Annotated in this window: 15 protein-coding genes; 14 read left to right on the top strand and 1 reads right to left on the bottom strand. The window is 52.5% G+C overall.

Translation table 11 applies throughout. The annotated features are described in order from the left end of the window. Positions 1–12: 12 nt before the first annotated feature. The 4 genes from prmA (at position 13) to thiI (ending at position 4,169) form a co-directional block, all read left to right on the top strand. A complete protein-coding gene (prmA, locus tag LI015_RS01865) occupies positions 13–969 on the top strand; it encodes a 50S ribosomal protein L11 methyltransferase (protein WP_227123888.1) in 957 nt (318 codons plus the stop codon). Positions 970–999: 30 nt separating this feature from the next. After that, the gene (locus tag LI015_RS01870; protein WP_227123890.1) at positions 1,000–1,749 is read left to right on the top strand and encodes a 16S rRNA (uracil(1498)-N(3))-methyltransferase; all 750 of its coding nucleotides are present in this window, start codon (positions 1,000–1,002) and stop codon (positions 1,747–1,749) included. 13 nt (positions 1,750–1,762) lie between these two features. Continuing rightward, the gene (locus tag LI015_RS01875) at positions 1,763–2,917 is read left to right on the top strand and encodes a cysteine desulfurase family protein (RefSeq protein WP_227123892.1); all 1,155 of its coding nucleotides are present in this window, start codon (positions 1,763–1,765) and stop codon (positions 2,915–2,917) included. A 67-nt stretch (positions 2,918–2,984) separates the two neighbouring features. Next, positions 2,985–4,169 carry a tRNA uracil 4-sulfurtransferase ThiI gene (gene thiI, locus LI015_RS01880; RefSeq protein WP_227123894.1) on the top strand — a complete coding sequence of 395 codons (1,185 nt, stop codon included), beginning with the start codon at positions 2,985–2,987 and terminating at the stop codon, positions 4,167–4,169. 172 nt (positions 4,170–4,341) lie between these two features. Here the strand turns inward: thiI and LI015_RS01885 are convergent, their stop codons facing one another. Further along, positions 4,342–4,575 carry an HPr family phosphocarrier protein gene (locus LI015_RS01885; RefSeq protein WP_002567798.1) on the bottom strand — a complete coding sequence of 78 codons (234 nt, stop codon included), beginning with the start codon at positions 4,573–4,575 and terminating at the stop codon, positions 4,342–4,344. A gap of 205 nt (positions 4,576–4,780) precedes the next feature. On the opposite strand from LI015_RS01885, the gene mtaB reads away from it, so the two are divergent. The 10 genes from mtaB (at position 4,781) to LI015_RS01935 (ending at position 16,495) form a co-directional block, all read left to right on the top strand. Then, positions 4,781–6,142: a tRNA (N(6)-L-threonylcarbamoyladenosine(37)-C(2))-methylthiotransferase MtaB gene (mtaB, locus tag LI015_RS01890; protein ID WP_002567797.1), complete on the top strand. Its 1,362-nt coding sequence runs from the start codon at positions 4,781–4,783 to the stop codon at positions 6,140–6,142. Between the two features lie 149 nt (positions 6,143–6,291). Beyond that, positions 6,292–6,552 (top strand): IreB family regulatory phosphoprotein, encoded by a 261-nt coding sequence (locus LI015_RS01895; protein WP_002567796.1) that lies wholly within the window; start codon positions 6,292–6,294, stop codon positions 6,550–6,552. Positions 6,553–6,772: 220 nt separating this feature from the next. Further along, the gene (gene ruvX / locus LI015_RS01900) at positions 6,773–7,198 is read left to right on the top strand and encodes a Holliday junction resolvase RuvX (protein ID WP_002567795.1); all 426 of its coding nucleotides are present in this window, start codon (positions 6,773–6,775) and stop codon (positions 7,196–7,198) included. 70 nt (positions 7,199–7,268) lie between these two features. Continuing rightward, on the top strand, positions 7,269–7,553 hold the full coding sequence (locus LI015_RS01905) for a DUF1292 domain-containing protein (RefSeq protein WP_002567794.1): 285 nt from the start codon (positions 7,269–7,271) through the stop codon (positions 7,551–7,553). Positions 7,554–7,580: 27 nt separating this feature from the next. After that, positions 7,581–9,788 carry a ribonuclease J gene (locus LI015_RS01910; protein ID WP_002571823.1) on the top strand — a complete coding sequence of 736 codons (2,208 nt, stop codon included), beginning with the start codon at positions 7,581–7,583 and terminating at the stop codon, positions 9,786–9,788. Positions 9,789–9,881: 93 nt separating this feature from the next. Further along, positions 9,882–10,592: an endolytic transglycosylase MltG gene (locus LI015_RS01915; RefSeq protein WP_002571824.1), complete on the top strand. Its 711-nt coding sequence runs from the start codon at positions 9,882–9,884 to the stop codon at positions 10,590–10,592. Continuing rightward, positions 10,589–11,248 (top strand): O-methyltransferase, encoded by a 660-nt coding sequence (locus LI015_RS01920; protein WP_227123896.1) that lies wholly within the window; start codon positions 10,589–10,591, stop codon positions 11,246–11,248. The genes LI015_RS01915 and LI015_RS01920 overlap by 4 nt, the downstream gene beginning before the upstream one ends. Beyond that, positions 11,245–12,480, top strand: coding sequence for a peptidase U32 family protein (locus LI015_RS01925; protein WP_227123897.1), 1,236 nt, complete (start codon positions 11,245–11,247; stop codon positions 12,478–12,480). The genes LI015_RS01920 and LI015_RS01925 overlap by 4 nt, the downstream gene beginning before the upstream one ends. Positions 12,481–12,586: 106 nt before the next feature. Next, the gene (locus LI015_RS01930) at positions 12,587–13,414 is read left to right on the top strand and encodes a YdcF family protein (RefSeq protein ID WP_002567789.1); all 828 of its coding nucleotides are present in this window, start codon (positions 12,587–12,589) and stop codon (positions 13,412–13,414) included. Positions 13,415–13,525: 111 nt separating this feature from the next. Next, positions 13,526–16,495 carry an insulinase family protein gene (locus tag LI015_RS01935; protein WP_227123898.1) on the top strand — a complete coding sequence of 990 codons (2,970 nt, stop codon included), beginning with the start codon at positions 13,526–13,528 and terminating at the stop codon, positions 16,493–16,495. The last annotated feature ends 12 nt before the right edge of the window (positions 16,496–16,507 follow it).

Consider the following 16,507-nt stretch of genomic DNA (forward strand, 5'->3'; position numbering starts at 1 on the left):
GGAGAGAATCACATGAAATGGAAAAAATTTACATTAACTACCACGACACAGGCTGTAGACCTGATTAGCAGCATGTTTGACGACATTGGTATAGAAGGAATCGAAATCGAAGACAATGTGCCCCTGACAGAGAAGGAGACAAAGGGGATGTTTATTGACATTCTTCCTGAGCTTCCTCCGGACGAAGGCGTTGCCAGGATAAGTTTTTACCTGGATGATGACGCGGATGTGGCGGATTACCTCAGACGGGTGGAAGAGGGCCTGGACGAGCTGTCCCCATTTGCGGATCTGGGAGCCAGGACCATCACCGCGTCGGAGACAGAGGACAAGGACTGGATTAACAACTGGAAACAATACTTTAAGCCCTTTACAGTGGACGATATTCTGATTAAGCCTACCTGGGAAACCATACCGGAGGAGCACAAGGACAAGCTTCTGGTGCAGATTGACCCGGGAACGGCCTTTGGAACAGGCATGCATGAGACCACCCAGCTGTGCATCCGCCAGCTGAAAAAGTACGTGAACCGGGACACCTTGGTGCTGGATGTGGGAACAGGCAGCGGTATCCTGGGAATCACAGCCCTGAAACTGGGGGCAAAAGAGGTGTGGGGCACGGACCTGGATGAAAATGCCATCAACGCCGTAAGGGAGAACCTGGAAGCCAACAGCATTCCTGAAGACAGGTTCCATGTACTCCAGGGTAATATCATAGACGATGTTTCCGTCAAGGAATGGGCGGGATACGGTAAGTACGATGTGGCAGTGGCCAACATACTGGCGGATGTTATTATTCTGCTGGTGGATGAGATACCGGCCCATCTGAAAAAAGGCGGTATCTTCATCACCTCCGGCATTATTGATATGAAGGAAGAGGCGGTGAAGGAGGCCTTTGGGCGCTGTCCGGAGCTGGAAGTGGTGGAAATCGCATACCAGGGAGAATGGGTGAGCGTGACCGCCAGAAGGAAATAGGATGAATAAGGAAGGACCTGAGGGAAAGCCATGCATCATTTTTTTGTGAACCCTGAGCAGGTGGAGGACGGCCTGATAAGGATAACCGGATCTGACGTGAACCACATAAAGAATGTCCTGCGCATAAAGCAGGGGGAGGAAATGCTGGTCAGCGACGGCACCGGCAGGGACTACCTGTGTCAGGCGGAGGAAATCGCCGGACAGGAAGTCACGGTACGGATTCTTGAGACAGAGGAGGAGGGGAGAGAGCTTCCTTCCAGAATCTGGCTCTTTCAGGGACTGCCCAAATCTGATAAGATGGAGTTCATCATACAGAAGGCTGTGGAGCTGGGGGCGGCAGGCATTGTGCCTGTGTCCACCAGGAACACGGTGGTTAAACTGGACCCCAAAAAGGAAGAGGCCAAGGTCAAGCGGTGGCAGGCCATTGCGGAAAGCGCTGCCAAGCAGTCCAAACGGAGCCTGGTTCCCAGGGTATCCGGCATTATGACCTTAAAAGAAGCCTTTGACTATGTGGAAAGCCAGGGATTTTCCGTGCGTCTCATTCCTTATGAACATGAGGCGGGGATGGACGGCACAAAGACGGAGCTGGATGCCGCGGGGCCGGGACAGGACATTGCTGTGTTTATCGGCCCGGAGGGCGGTTTTGATGAACGGGAGATAGAATTGGCCCTTTCAAAAGGCGTGCGGCCTATCAGTCTGGGACGCAGGATACTGAGGACGGAGACAGCGGGGCTGGCCCTGCTGTCGGTGCTTATGATGCGGCTGGAAGGGGCGCTGTAAAGGAGTTTGTATAATGGAAGCATATTTTGACAATTCAGCCACCACCCGCGTGTTTGACAGCGTGAGGGATATTGTGGTAAAGACCATGACGGAGGATTACGGCAATCCCTCCGCCAAGCACAGAAAGGGAATGGAGGCAGAGCAGTATGTGCGCCAGGCAGCGGCGGACATTGCTAAAACATTAAAGGTCAGGGATAAGGAAATCCTGTTCACCTCCGGCGGCACGGAATCCAACAACATGGCTCTCATCGGCACAGCCATGGCCAACCAGAGGGCCGGAAAGCACATCATCAGCACCAGAATCGAACATGCCTCGGTTTACAACCCTCTGGCCTATCTGGAGCAGCAGGGATTTGAGGTCACATATCTGTCTGTGGACAGCCAGGGCCACATTTCCCTGGAGGAACTGGAAGCAGCCATCCGTCCAAATACCATCCTGGTATCCATCATGTATGTGAACAACGAGGTGGGCGCCATTGAACCGGTGGAGCAGATAGCATCCCTTATCCATGGGAAGAATCCGGCCATCCTTTTCCATGTGGACGCCATCCAGGCTTACGGCAAGCTTACCATACGCCCTAAGAAGCAGGGAATCGACCTGTTATCTGTCAGTGCCCATAAGATTCACGGCCCCAAGGGAGTGGGTTTTCTCTATATAGACGAGAAGGTGAAGCTCCGTCCCCTTCTCTACGGAGGAGGCCAGCAAAAGGACATGCGTTCAGGCACGGAAAATGTTCCTGGCATCGCGGGCATGGGCCGGGCGGCCAGGGAAATCTACACAGACCATCAGCAGAAGGTGGAGTATATTACCGGCCTGAAAGACTATATGACAGACCGCATGGCGTCCCTGCCGGGCGTTACTGTCAACAGCCGCAAGGGAATGGAGAGCGCGCCCCAGATTGTCAGCGCAAGCTTTCAGGGTGTGAGAAGCGAGGTCCTTCTTCACGCCCTGGAGGACAAGGGAATCTATGTTTCTTCCGGATCCGCCTGTTCTTCCAATCACCCGGCAATCAGCGGAACCTTAAAGGCCATCGGGGTCAGGCAGGAACTGCTGGATTCCACGCTGAGATTCAGCTTCGGCGTGTTCAACACAAGAGAAGAGATAGACTATTGCATGGAAGTCCTGGAAGAGCTTCTGCCGGTGCTGAGAAGGTACCACAGAGGCTGAACCGTGTAAATGATTCGGCCCCGCAGGACAATGAAGGGGACGATTAAGCGACAGAAAGAGGTAAAAGATGCAGTACCAGTCATTTTTAATTAAATACGCAGAGATTGGCACCAAGGGCAAAAACCGATATATGTTTGAGGATGCCCTCATAAAGCAGATCCGCTATGCGCTGAAAAGCGTGGAGGGGCAGTTTGACGTCACCAAGGAGTCAGGACGCATCTATGTGAAGGCGGAAACAGACTATGATTACGACGATGCGGTGGAGGCGCTGAAGCGTGTATTCGGTATCGCGGATATCTGCCCCATGGTGCAGATTGAGGACAAGGATTACGAGAACCTGAAACAACATGTGGTGGAGTACATGGACCAGGTTTATCCGGATAAGAACATCACCTTCAAGGTAAATGCCCGCAGGGGGGACAAGCAGTATTCCGTGACTTCGGAGCAGATTAACCGCGACATGGGGGAGGTGATTCTGGAAGCGTTTCCCCAGATGCGTGTGGACGTCCATCACCCGGATGTGATTCTCCATGTGGAGGTGCGCCAGAGGATCAACCTGTTTTCACTGATGATACCCGGACCCGGAGGCATGCCTGTGGGAACCAACGGCAGGGCCATGCTGCTGCTGTCCGGCGGCATCGACAGTCCGGTGGCAGGCTACATGATTGCCAAGAGAGGCGTGAAGATAGACGCAGTGTATTTCCATGCCCCGCCTTATACCAGCGAACGGGCAAAGCAGAAGGTGGTGGACCTGGCAAACCTGGTGGCCAGATACGCGGGCCCCATCAATCTCCATGTGGTGAATTTCACGGACATCCAGCTCTACATTTATGATAAGTGCCCTCATGAGGAGCTGACCATCATCATGCGCCGCTATATGATGCGGATTGCCCAGACCATCGCGGAGCGCACCGGCTCCATCGGCCTCATTACAGGCGAGAGCATCGGACAGGTGGCCTCCCAGACCTTACAGTCCCTGGCAGCCACCAATGAGGTGTGCACCATGCCTGTGTTCAGGCCTGTCATTGGATTTGACAAACAGGAAATCGTGGATGTGTCTGAGAAAATCGGCACCTACGAGACATCCATACAGCCTTACGAGGACTGCTGCACCATTTTTGTGGCCAAGCATCCGGTGACAAAGCCCAACATCAATGTAATTCACAGTTCGGAGCGCCGTCTGGAGGAGAAAATCGACCAGCTGGTGGAGACTGCTCTGGAGACCACGGAACAGATTCTCTGCCAGGGGTAAGGGAAAAAAAGACCGGTCTGACATGGAAGCAAACACAAAAACAGACCAGTCCGCTCAGGGAGCAAACGTCAAAACAAACGCAAAAAAGAGTCTGCCTCGGCAGACTCTGATGGTTTCTGATGACCTATGTGCTTTGTCACGCTGCCTGGGCAGCGGATGAAGAATCAGCAGATTAAGCGATGATGTATGGTGATAAGATAGCCAGAATGTCATCAACGCAGCTCTCGGCATGGATGTTCAGGTCGATTGGCTTGGATAAATCCAGGCTGAAGATGCCCATGATAGACTTTGCATCAATCACATATCTGCCGGAAACCAGATCAAAATCAACATCAAACTTAGATAAATCATTTACAAATGACTTAACCTTGTCAATGGAATTTAACGAAATACGAACTGTTTTCATGAGAAAAACCCTCCTTGTGGTAAGTGTGTATGGATTATGTTTGCAGTGAATCCTGCTTTGCTTTAATACTACAGACAGGGGGACTAAAAGTCAATAGTGAGATTGCATGAAAAACGCAGTAACAATATGGTAATTTGGTTAGAGTTCCATAGGGCGCAAGCCATGTATAAAGGGTCGCAACAGACCGTAAACAGGAGGTTTTACAATGCCAAAAGCAGCCCTGCATAACCTGGGATGCAAAGTGAATGCTTATGAGACAGAAGCCATGCAGCAGCAGTTAGAGGAGCGCGGTTATGAAATCGTACCCTTTGACCAGAAGGCGGACGTCTATATTATCAATACATGTTCCGTGACCAATATCGCGGACCGCAAATCCCGCCAGATGCTCCACCGCGCAAAGAAGTTAAATCCTGAGGCTGTGGTGGTGGCGGCGGGCTGTTATGTCCAGGTGGCATCCGACGCCCTGAAGGAAGATGACAGCGTGGATATCATTGTGGGCAATAACAATAAGGCGCGTCTGGCGGATATTCTGGAAGAATACATGAAGGACAGGCAGGGGGATGAAGGCGGCTATGTGCTGGATATTGCCCGGGCCCGGGAGTATGAGGAGCTTCATGTGAGCCGTCTGGGAGAACATACCAGGGCATTTATCAAGGTCCAGGACGGCTGCAACCAGTTCTGCAGCTACTGCATTATCCCCTATGCCAGAGGCAGGGTCAGAAGCCGGAAGCCGGAGGATGTGGAGGCTGAGGTTAAAGGGCTGGTGGCCCGGGGGTACAGGGAAGTGGTGCTTACGGGAATCCATTTAAGCTCCTACGGAACAGAGCACATGGAAGGAAGCCCGGTAAAGGGCGGAGACTGGGACAGCGGTCCCCTGTGGGATTTGATAGAGCGGATTCACCGGGTTGAGGGACTGGAGCGCATCCGTCTGGGTTCCCTGGAGCCGAGAATCATCACCAGGGAATTTGCCGAAAAGCTGGCCGGACTTCCGGAATTCTGCCCTCATTTCCACCTCTCCCTCCAAAGCGGCTGCGATGCCACATTAAAACGCATGAACCGCCATTATACCACGGAGGATTATCTCAGGCGCTGCGGCATACTCAGGGAGATCTTTGACCACCCGGCCATTACAACGGATGTGATTGCAGGGTTTCCGGGAGAGACAGAGGAAGAGTTTGAGGAGACCAGAAGATTTCTGGAGACAGTGCGTTTTTATGAGATGCATGTCTTTAAATATTCCAAACGCCAGGGCACCAGGGCGGCTGTCATGGAGGACCAGGTTTCGGAGCAGGTAAAGGCCCGGCGCAGCGACGTGCTGCTGGAGCTGGAAAAGACCATGTCGCGTGAGTACAGGGAGCGCTTTGCAGGCAGCCGGGTATCGGTCCTGTTTGAGGAGGCAGCTGAGATTGGGGGAAAATGGTATATGATGGGCCATACTCCTCAGTATGTCAGAGCAGCCCTGCCGCTGGAGGACGGAATGAACCGGGAAGAGTTTGGCGGGCGTATTATGGAGCTTTTTGCTTCCGGGCTGCTGAACGATGAGATGTTAAAGGTGGAATTTTCTTGAAAAAAGGAACATATTTCCGAAAAGACGGAAAGATTGTGCGACATTTTACAGAAACATGACAATAATTAGAAAAAATTAAGAAAATAATCTATTGCCGAATAGCAAAATATAATGTAGAATAGAGAAGAATACTTAAAGGACGTGATGACATGGGCAATATAAAAGATACTCAATATTTTCAAGCTGTTCAGGACAAAAAGATAGAAGTAAGCGACGTACTGGAGCAGGTATATATTGCCTTGACTGAAAAGGGGTATAATCCCGTGAACCAGATCGTGGGTTATATCATGTCTGGGGACCCGACTTATATTACCAGCCATAAGGGCGCCAGAAGTCTTATCATGAAGGTTGAGCGGGATGAGATTCTGGAGGAACTGATGGCTGTGTATATTGATGCCCGTCTGAAATAAGAACTGTTTCAGACTGGTTCCGGGGCAATTTACAGAGGCGCTCCAGGGGCATCCGGCCCGCCACGGGCAGGCAGGATATGCGGCGTGAATAACAGAAGGCCCGGAAACGGGCCTTTACAGTAATGTACGGATGGATATGAGTGGGATGCATTCAGTTGGCCATAGGCCAGCTGCTTTTATGGTGCATTCCGATTTTTTGCGTTTACCGGAGGAATTGAATATGAGGATAATGGGTCTGGATTTTGGCTCGAAAACAGTTGGGGTGGCAGTCTGCGATCCTTTAGGTATCACTGCCCAGACAGTGGAAACAATCACCAGGGCCAGCGAGAATAAGATGCGTCAGACCCTTGCGAGGATTGAGCAATTAATTGGTGAATACGAGATTGAACGTATTGTTCTTGGTTATCCTAAGAATATGAACAATACAGTGGGCGAGCGCGGGGAAAAGACCCAGGAGTTCAAAGCGGCCCTGGAAAGGCGTACCGGTCTTGAGGTTATCCTCTGGGACGAGCGTCTCACCACAGTGGCGGCAGAACGGGTTCTGATTGAAAGCGGTGTTCGCAGGGAAAACAGAAAGAAAAGCGTGGACCAAATTGCGGCAGCCATGATTCTGCAGGGGTATCTGGACAGCCTGCAGTATAGTTAGGATGCAATTGGGACATGGACAATGCGGCCGGTCGCGTCAGGCGTGACAGACAGGCGCCAGGAGAGAAGAAATGGAAGAAAAGACGAGAGAAGATATGATTACCATGGTGACGGATTCCGGAGAATCCGTGGATTTTTATGTGTTGGAAGAAACAAGGATAAATGCAAGGAGTTATCTGCTTGTGACAGACGCGCCGGAAGGCGAGGACGGAGAGTGCTATATCCTTAAGGATATGTCAGGACAGCAGGACGCTGAGGCCGTGTATGAGTTTGTGGAAGACGACAGCGAACTGGACGCACTGATGAAAGTGTTTGAAGAACTGTTAAGCGATGCAGATGTGGACCTTGAGAAATAGATAGAAAGAAAGATTGGAGGAATCAATTTGAATTTAGAAGAAAAAGAGAATACGGCAGAGGTGGCGCCAGAGGCAGCTGCACAGGCAACGAATCAGGCCGTACAGGAAAACAATGCCCAGGAAGCCGGTGTCCAGGAGACAGCGGGAGCTGCGGCCCCACAGGAGCAGCCTGTGAAGAAGTCCCAGAACAGAAGACCGGCCCAGAAAAAGACCGCTTCCAAGGAACAGGGAGGAAATGGGGAAGCCCAGAAAAAGAAAAATACGGGTTCCAGACAGGGTCAGGCAAAGAGCAGGAGCGGACAAAAGGGAGAGAACCAGACCGGAACTGCTGCCAGGGAGTCCAAGGACAGCGCCGGCGCAAGGTCCTCCAAGGGAACCGGCAGCGCAAAGGCGTCCAGGAATTCCGGAGAGTCCAAGGCGGCCAGAGGTTCAGGGGAGTCCAGGAATTCTGGAGAGTCCAGAAATTCCGGAGAGTCCAAGGCATCCAGGAATTCCGGGGAGTCCAAGAACTCCAGAAATTCCGGTGAATCAAAGGCGCTTCCCGCACCGGCCAGACAGAAGGCACGGGATGGAAAAAAGGACGGAAAGGGCAAGCTGAAAATCATTCCATTAGGCGGTCTTGAGCAGATTGGAATGAACATCACCGCCTTTGAGTATGAGGACAGCATCATTGTGGTGGACTGCGGACTGGCCTTCCCGGGGGACGACATGCTGGGCATTGACCTGGTTATACCGGACGTGACCTACTTAAAGCAGAACATTGACAAGGTGAAGGGCTTCGTCATCACCCATGGCCATGAGGACCATATCGGCGCCCTGCCTTATATCCTGCAGCAGGTCAATGTGCCTGTATACGGCACAAAGCTGACCATTGCCCTGATTGAGCATAAGCTGGAGGAGCACCGCCTCTTAAAGAACACCAAGCGCAAGGTGATGAAGCACGGACAGTCCGTGAACCTGGGATGCTTCAGAGTGGAATTCGTGAAGACAAACCACAGCATCCAGGACGCATCCGCCCTGGCCATATTTACACCGGTGGGAACCGTGCTGCACACAGGAGACTTTAAGATTGACTACACGCCGGTGTTTGGGGATCCCATTGACCTGCAGCGCTTTGCGGAGCTGGGCAAGAAGGGCGTGCTGGCCCTGATGGCAGACAGTACCAATGCCATCCGTCCCGGATTCACCATGTCCGAGCGTACGGTGGGAAAGACATTTGACGCCATATTCGCGGAGCACCAGAACAGGCGCATCATCGTGGCCACCTTTGCCTCCAATGTGGACCGGGTTCAGCAGGTGGTGAACACGGCATACAAATACGGGCGCAAGGTGGTGGTGGAAGGCCGCAGCATGGTGACTATCATGGATATTGCCAGCAAGCTGGGGTATATCAATGTGCCGGAGGGAACCCTCATCGACATTGAACACCTGAGGAACTACCCGCCGGAGTCCACGGTGCTCATTACCACGGGAAGCCAGGGCGAGTCCATGGCCGCCCTTTCCAGGATGGCTGCCAGCATCCATAAGAAGGTATCCATTGTGCCGGGAGATGTGGTGGTGCTGAGCTCCACGCCGATTCCCGGAAATGAAAAGGCAGTGGCCAATGTGGTGAACGAGCTGTCCATGAAGGGCGCTGAGGTAATCTGCCAGGATACCCACGTATCAGGACATGCCTGCCAGGAGGATCTGAAGCTGATTTATTCCCTGGTGCATCCAAAGTTCTCCATCCCCATCCATGGCGAGTACCGCCACCGTATGGCCCAGAGGGAACTGGCCCAGTTTATGGGTGTACAAAAGGAAAATGCTGTCATGGTCAACTCCGGCGACGTGGTGGCCCTGGACGAGGACAGCTGCGAGGTGATAGACCACGTTACCTGCGGAGGCATCTTCGTGGACGGCCTCGGCGTGGGCGATGTGGGCAATATTGTATTACGGGATAGACAAAACCTTGCACAAAATGGTATTATTGTAGTAGTATTGACGTTAGAGAAGCACAGCAACCAGCTGCTTGCGGGGCCGGATATTGTGTCCAGAGGCTTTGTGTATGTGCGGGAATCCGAGGATTTGCTGGAGGAGGCCCACACTATTGTGTACGACGCAGTGCAGGACTGCCTGGACCGCCATGTCAGCGACTGGGGTAAGATAAAGAACATCATTAAAGACAGTTTAAGTGACTTTTTGTGGAAGCGCATGAAGCGCAATCCCATGATTCTGCCAATTATCATGGAGGTATAACAGATAACGGACCGGTGTGCTGCCTGGGCGGCAGCACACCGGTCCGGGATACCGCGGTCATGAAGACGCCGGGCAGGATAAGAGGAATGGATTATGAGCAATAGAACTAGGGAAATCAACAAAATCACCACCACCATAATCGGCATATCCGTGAAGCTCATGGTATATGCCTTGATTATCCTGCTGCTGTATGAGGCGGTTGCCAGGGGCTATGCCTTTGGCCATGAGATATTTTTTGCCGAGGCAGTGGACGAGGCCCCCGGACAGGATATGGTAGTCCAGATTGATTCAAAGGAATCCGTGTCTGACGCTGCGCAGTTTCTTGCGCATAAGGGGCTTATTAAAAGTGAGTTTGCCTTTATTTTCCAGAGCAAGTTCTATGACTACGACACCATCTATCCGGGCACCTATACCCTTAATACGTCCATGACATCCAAGGAAATACTCCAGCTTCTCAATGAAAAGCCGGAAACCGAAGACAGTGCAAAACCGGCCCAGTCCGGCGGCGCCAAGGCAGCTGAAGCCAAGACGTCCCAGGGCAGGACATCTGAGAAGGAAAACGGGGACAGCGGTGCTTCGGGCCAGGAGACATCTCCGGCTGCGGCAGCTGCGTCCCAGGACGGTGCAGCCGCAGCGGCAGAGACAGACGGGGAAATACCGGCTGACGCGGCTCCTGGGTCCCGGTCAGGGGAGGATGCCCTTGACTCCCAGGAGGCCCAGGCCAATGAGCAGACCTATGAAGGCGAGGACCAGGAGATGGAAGGCGGATGGATTGAGGATGCAGCAGAGGATGGAACCCAATGATTGTAAATGACAGGATTACGGACTATATACGTTCCCTGGAATCCAGCCAGGGCAGCCTGCTGGATTCCATAGAACAGGAAGCGGAAAGGGACCGGGTGCCCATCATACGCAGGGAAACCGCAGCCCTTTTAAGGACCCTGGTGGCAGCCCTGAGACCGGCCCGTATATTGGAGATAGGAACCGCTGTGGGATACTCTTCTCTTCTCATGTGCCGTGTGATGCCGGAAAACTGCCGCATCACCACCATCGAGAAGTATGAGAAACGGATTCCGGCGGCCCGGGAACATTTTAAAATCGCAGGTGAGGAAGGGCGTATCACCCTTCTGGAAGGGGATGCAGATGACCTGCTGGCCGGACTTAAGGGCCAGACCTTTGACCTGGTGTTCATGGATGCCGCCAAAGGCCAGTACCTGCACTGGCTGCCCATGATTCTGGAGCTGATGCCTGAAGGGGGAGTCCTCATATCGGACAATGTACTTCAGGACGGAGATATCGTGGAATCCAGATTTGCAGTGGAGCGCAGGAACAGGACCATCCACAGCAGGATGCGCCGGTATCTCTACGAGCTTAAGCACAGAAAGGGACTGGAGACAGCCATCATCCCCATAGGGGACGGAATTGCCGTCAGCACCAAATATACGGAGAGAGTGGAATGAGAAAGACAGAATTACTGATACCGGCCGGAAGCCTGGACGTGCTGAAAACAGCCGTTGTTTACGGGGCAGATGCCGTATATATCGGAGGTGAGGCCTTTGGCCTGCGGGCCAAGGCCCATAATTTTTCCAATGAAGAGATGAAACAGGGAATTGCCTTTGCCCATGCGCGCGGGGTCAAAGTCTACGTGACGGCCAATATATTGGCCCATAACGGAGACCTGCCGGGGGTGGAGGCTTATTTTGAAGAGATGAGGGATGTGGCGCCGGACGCGCTCATCATATCAGATCCGGGTGTGTTCGCCATTGCCAGAAGAGTTCTTCCTGACATGGAAATCCATATAAGCACCCAGGCCAACAACACCAATTACGGGACCTATCTGTTCTGGCATGGACTGGGGGCAAGGCGGGTGGTGTCTGCAAGGGAGCTGTCCCTGGCGGAGATCCGGGAAATCCGGGACCACATACCCCAGGATATGCAGATAGAGAGCTTTATCCACGGCGCCATGTGCATATCCTATTCCGGCAGATGCCTTCTGAGCAATTATTTTGTGGGAAGGGATGCCAACCAGGGCGCCTGCACCCATCCCTGCCGCTGGAAATATTCCCTTGTGGAGGAGACCAGACCGGGAGAATATATGCCTGTATATGAGAATGAGCGTGGCACCTATATATTCAACTCCAAGGACCTGTGCATGGTGGAGTATATTCCGGAGATGATGGATGCCGGAATCGACAGTTTCAAGATAGAGGGAAGGATGAAAACAGCTCTCTATGTGGCCACTGTCACCAGGGCCTACCGCAGGGCAATTGATGATTATCTGAAGGATCCGTCTGTGTACAGGAAGAATCTGGCGTGGTACAGGGAAGAAATTGGAAAATGCACCAACCGCAGGTTTACCACTGGCTTTTACTTCGGCAAGCCCACTGCGGATGACCACATATATGACAGCAGCACCTATGTAAAGAGCTACACCTACCTGGGGACCGTGGAAGAAACGGACAGCCTGGGCCGGTGCAGGATTGAACAGAAAAATAAATTTTCTGCGGGGGAGACCATTGAGGTGATGAAGCCCGACGGACAGAACCTGGAAGTTACAGTGGAGTCCATAACAGACCATGAGGGCAAAGAGCAGGAGAGCGCTCCCCATCCAAAGCAGATTCTGTGGGTTAAGCTGTCCGGGGATGTGTCTGTTTTTGATATCCTGCGGAGAAAAGAAGAGGCCGTGGATTAGACAAAGCTGAGAACTGGAAGAGACTGGAAATTTGATTGTCCGGAATTCGGGAGGAAGAAACTGCGCCTGGGCTTTATTGGCTCCGGCAGACAGGAGGTGCCTTGGGATGTTAGATGGAGTACTCATTGGGCTGGCAGTGCTTTGCGTTGTTTATTTTATAATCATAGTTGTGTATGCAGGCATAAGCACCTCATTTGCCTTCATATGGCTGTTTTTTGCGGCCCTGCTTGTATTTCTGGTATATGGAAAATGGTATTATGCCAGAAATATGGAACGGATCCCCCGCTGGGTGCCGGTGTCGGTGGTTACCACCTGTATTGCGGGAGTGGCTGTGCTGGGAATCCTCTGTATCCTGGTATTTCTGGGAGCAGCCACGCCGGGAAAGGCCAACCTGGATTATGTGATTGTGCTGGGGGCCAGGGTCAAGGAACATACGGTCAGCAATTCCCTGAAAAAGCGTCTGGACAGGGCCATTGTCTATGCGGAGGAGAATCCGTACACCATTCTGGTGCTTTCCGGCGGCAAGGGGCCGGGGGAAGCAGACAGCGAGGCCCAGGTCATGTATGATTATCTGGTGTACAACGGGGTCAGTCCCAGGCAGCTGCTTATGGAGTCCGATTCCACCAGCACGGTGGAGAACATTGCTTACAGCAAGATTGTCATAGAGCAGGACCGGATGAAGGACAAGAAGGAAATCATCCCCATGCCCGGAAAGACAGGCTCGGTTCCTTATGCCATTGCACCGGACAAGCCGCTGGAAATAGGAGTTCTCACCAGTAATTTCCATATTTACCGTGCCAGGCTTACAGCGGAAAAATGGGGATTTGACAACGTATACGGCATATCTGCGGAATCCGACCCGGTTCTGTTTATCCATCTGTGCGTGAGGGAATGTGCTTCTATTTTGAAGGACAGGCTCATGGGGAATATGTGACGGTATGGACGGAACATATGAGATGGCCGGTGTATGGGCCGCGGGAAAAATGGCAGAATAGCTATTATCACCATATGACTGAATGAACGATAGAATGGAGAGATTGAAGCAATGGCAGATGGAAGGAATCTGGAAAAGGTAAAAGAGCTGGCCGCTTACCGCGTGTCAGAAGAGATGTACGTGGAGGAAATGGACTCCAGGGCCATGGTGCTGGAACACATAAAAAGCGGCGCCAGGATTTTTCTGATGTCCAATGAGGATGAGAACAAGGTGTTCTATATCGGTTTTCGTACACCGCCCGATGACAGTACGGGACTTCCCCATATACTGGAACACAGTGTACTGGAAGGCTCGGATAAGTTTCCGGTCAAGGACCCCTTTGTGGAACTGGTAAAAGGTTCGCTGAACACGTTTCTGAATGCCATGACGTATCCGGATAAGACCGTATACCCTGTTGCCAGCTGCAATGACAAGGATTTTCAGAATCTGATGGACGTATATCTGGACGGCGTTCTCCACCCGGCTATTTACAGGGAGCCAAAGATATTCCTTCAGGAGGGATGGCACTATGAACTGGAGTCGCCGGAGGATGAGCTGGCTATTAACGGCGTTGTCTATAATGAGATGAAAGGCGCTTTTTCTTCACCGGAAAGTGTTCTGGACCGTTTTACCAGAAATGTGCTCTTTCCGGATACGACCTACTCCAATGAGTCGGGCGGAGATCCTGCCGTGATACCGGAGCTTACCTATGAAAAATTCATTGCGTTCCACCGCAATTACTACCATCCGGCCAACAGCTATATCTATCTCTACGGGGACATGGATATGGCCCAGAAGCTTACATGGCTGGACCAGGAATATCTGGGACAATATGACAGAGAGGACTGCCATGCAGACTCGGCCATAGCTGTGCAGCAGCCCTTTGAACAGCCGGTCCAGAGAGAAATCACCTACTCTGTCACAGAGGAGGAAGGGACAAAGGACAGGACCTATCTTTCCATCAATACCGTGGTGGGTACGGATTTGGATCCGGTACTTTATGTGGCCTTCCAGATTTTGGAATATACGCTGATTAACGCGCCGGGAGCGCCCTTGAAGCAGGCATTGATTGATGCGGGGATCGGTCAGGATATACTGGGAGGCTATGACTGCGGGATTCTGCAGCCGTATTTTTCCGTCATTGCCAAGAATGCCAATCCGGAGCAAAAGGGTGAATTCCTTGCAGTTGTAAAGGGAACGCTGCGAAGGCTGGCTGACCAGGGGATTGACAGAAAGAGCCTGTTGGCCGGACTAAACCTCTATGAGTTCCGTTACCGCGAGGCGGACTACGGTTCCGCTCCCAAGGGCCTCATGTACGGACTCTGGTCTCTGGACAGCTGGCTGTATGACGGGAAGCCCACCCTCCATCTGGAATACCAGAAAACCTTTGACTATCTGAAAAAGGCGGTGGAGGAAGGCTATTTTGAACAGCTGATACACCGGTATCTGCTGGATAATCCTCATGAGGCGGTTATCACGGTGCGCCCCAGGGTGAACCAGACAGCTGAGGAGGACCGCAATCTGGCTGAAAGGCTGAAGACCTATAAGGAATCCCTTGGCAGGGAGGAGCTTGAGGCCTTGGCTGCCCGGACCAGACAGTTAAAGGAGTACCAGGAGGAGCCGTCACAGCAGGAGGACCTGGAAAAAATTCCCATGCTGCAGCGGGAGGACATTGAACGGGAAGGCGGCCGTTTTTCTTATGAGGTCAAGATGGAGGACGGAGTGAACGTTATCCACAGCAACCTGTTCACCTCCGGAATCGGATATCTGAAGGTGCTGTTTGACACCAGCCGGGTGCCAGTGGAGGACCTGCCTTATGTGGGGCTTCTTAAGGCAGTGCTGGGATATGTGGATACGGAGCACTACAGCTACGGGGATCTGACCAGCGAGATTTACCTCAACAGCGGCGGCGTGAGCTTTGCGGTGTCGTCTTATCCGGATGCAGCGCATCCAGGACAGTTTACAGGGGCCTTTGTTGCCAGCGCAAAGGTGCTGTACCATAAACTGGACTTTGCCTTCTCTATTCTGGCGGAGATTCTAACCCGATCCAGACTGGATGATGAAAAGCGCCTGGGTGAAATTCTGGACGAGACCAGGTCCAGGGCCAGGATGAAGATGGAGGATGCTTCCCATGGAGCGGCGGTTGGCAGGGCTTCGTCATATTTCTCTGCGTCAGCGGCCTTCAACGATATGACCGGAGGCGTTGGATATTATCAATTTCTGGAGGATGTCAGCCGCAGGTTCGCGGAGGATGTTTCCGGCAGAGGACAATTGATTGCCAGGCTTAAGGATGTCTGCGCCCGGCTGTTTACATCAGATAATCTGCTGGTGGCATACACGGCTGATACAGAAGGCTACAGCAGGCTGCCTGCAGAACTTAAGACCTTCCGGTCAGTCCTTGGAAAGGGAGACGGGAGAACGTATGAGTTTGTATTCCGGCCGGACAACCGCAATGAGGGCTTTAAGACAGCGTCCCAGGTTAACTATGTGGCCAGATGCGGCAGCTTTGCGGGAAAGGAAGCCGGAGGAAGAAAACTGGAATACACAGGAGCGCTGAGAGTCTTAAAGGTCATCATGAACTATGAATATCTGTGGATGAACCTGAGGGTAAAGGGAGGTGCTTACGGATGCATGAGCAGCTTCAGCCGCACGGGCGACGGATGCCTGGTATCCTACAGGGACCCCAACCTGGAAGCCACCAACCAGGTGTATGAAGGAATTCCGGATTATCTGAGAAGCTTCTCCATTGACGAGAGGGACATGACAAAATATGTCATCGGCACCATGAGCGACGTTGATACGCCTCTTACGCCTTCTCTGAGGGGAGCCAGGAATCTGTCGGCATACCTTTCCGGTGTGACGGATGAGATGGTGCAGAAGGAGCGGGAACAGATTCTGGATGTGACCCAGGAGGATATAAAGGCACTGGCTGATATTGTACAGGCTGTGCTGGACACCAGGGCGCTGTGCGTGATTGGCAATGACCAGCAGATTCGCGCCCAGGAGAGCATGTTTGGTGAGGTGAAGAACCTTTACCACTAATTTTAAGGAAGA

The sequence above is a fragment of the Enterocloster sp. 210928-DFI.2.20 genome, from assembly GCF_020554465.1.
Classification (GTDB): Bacteria; Bacillota; Clostridia; order Lachnospirales; family Lachnospiraceae; genus Enterocloster; species Enterocloster bolteae.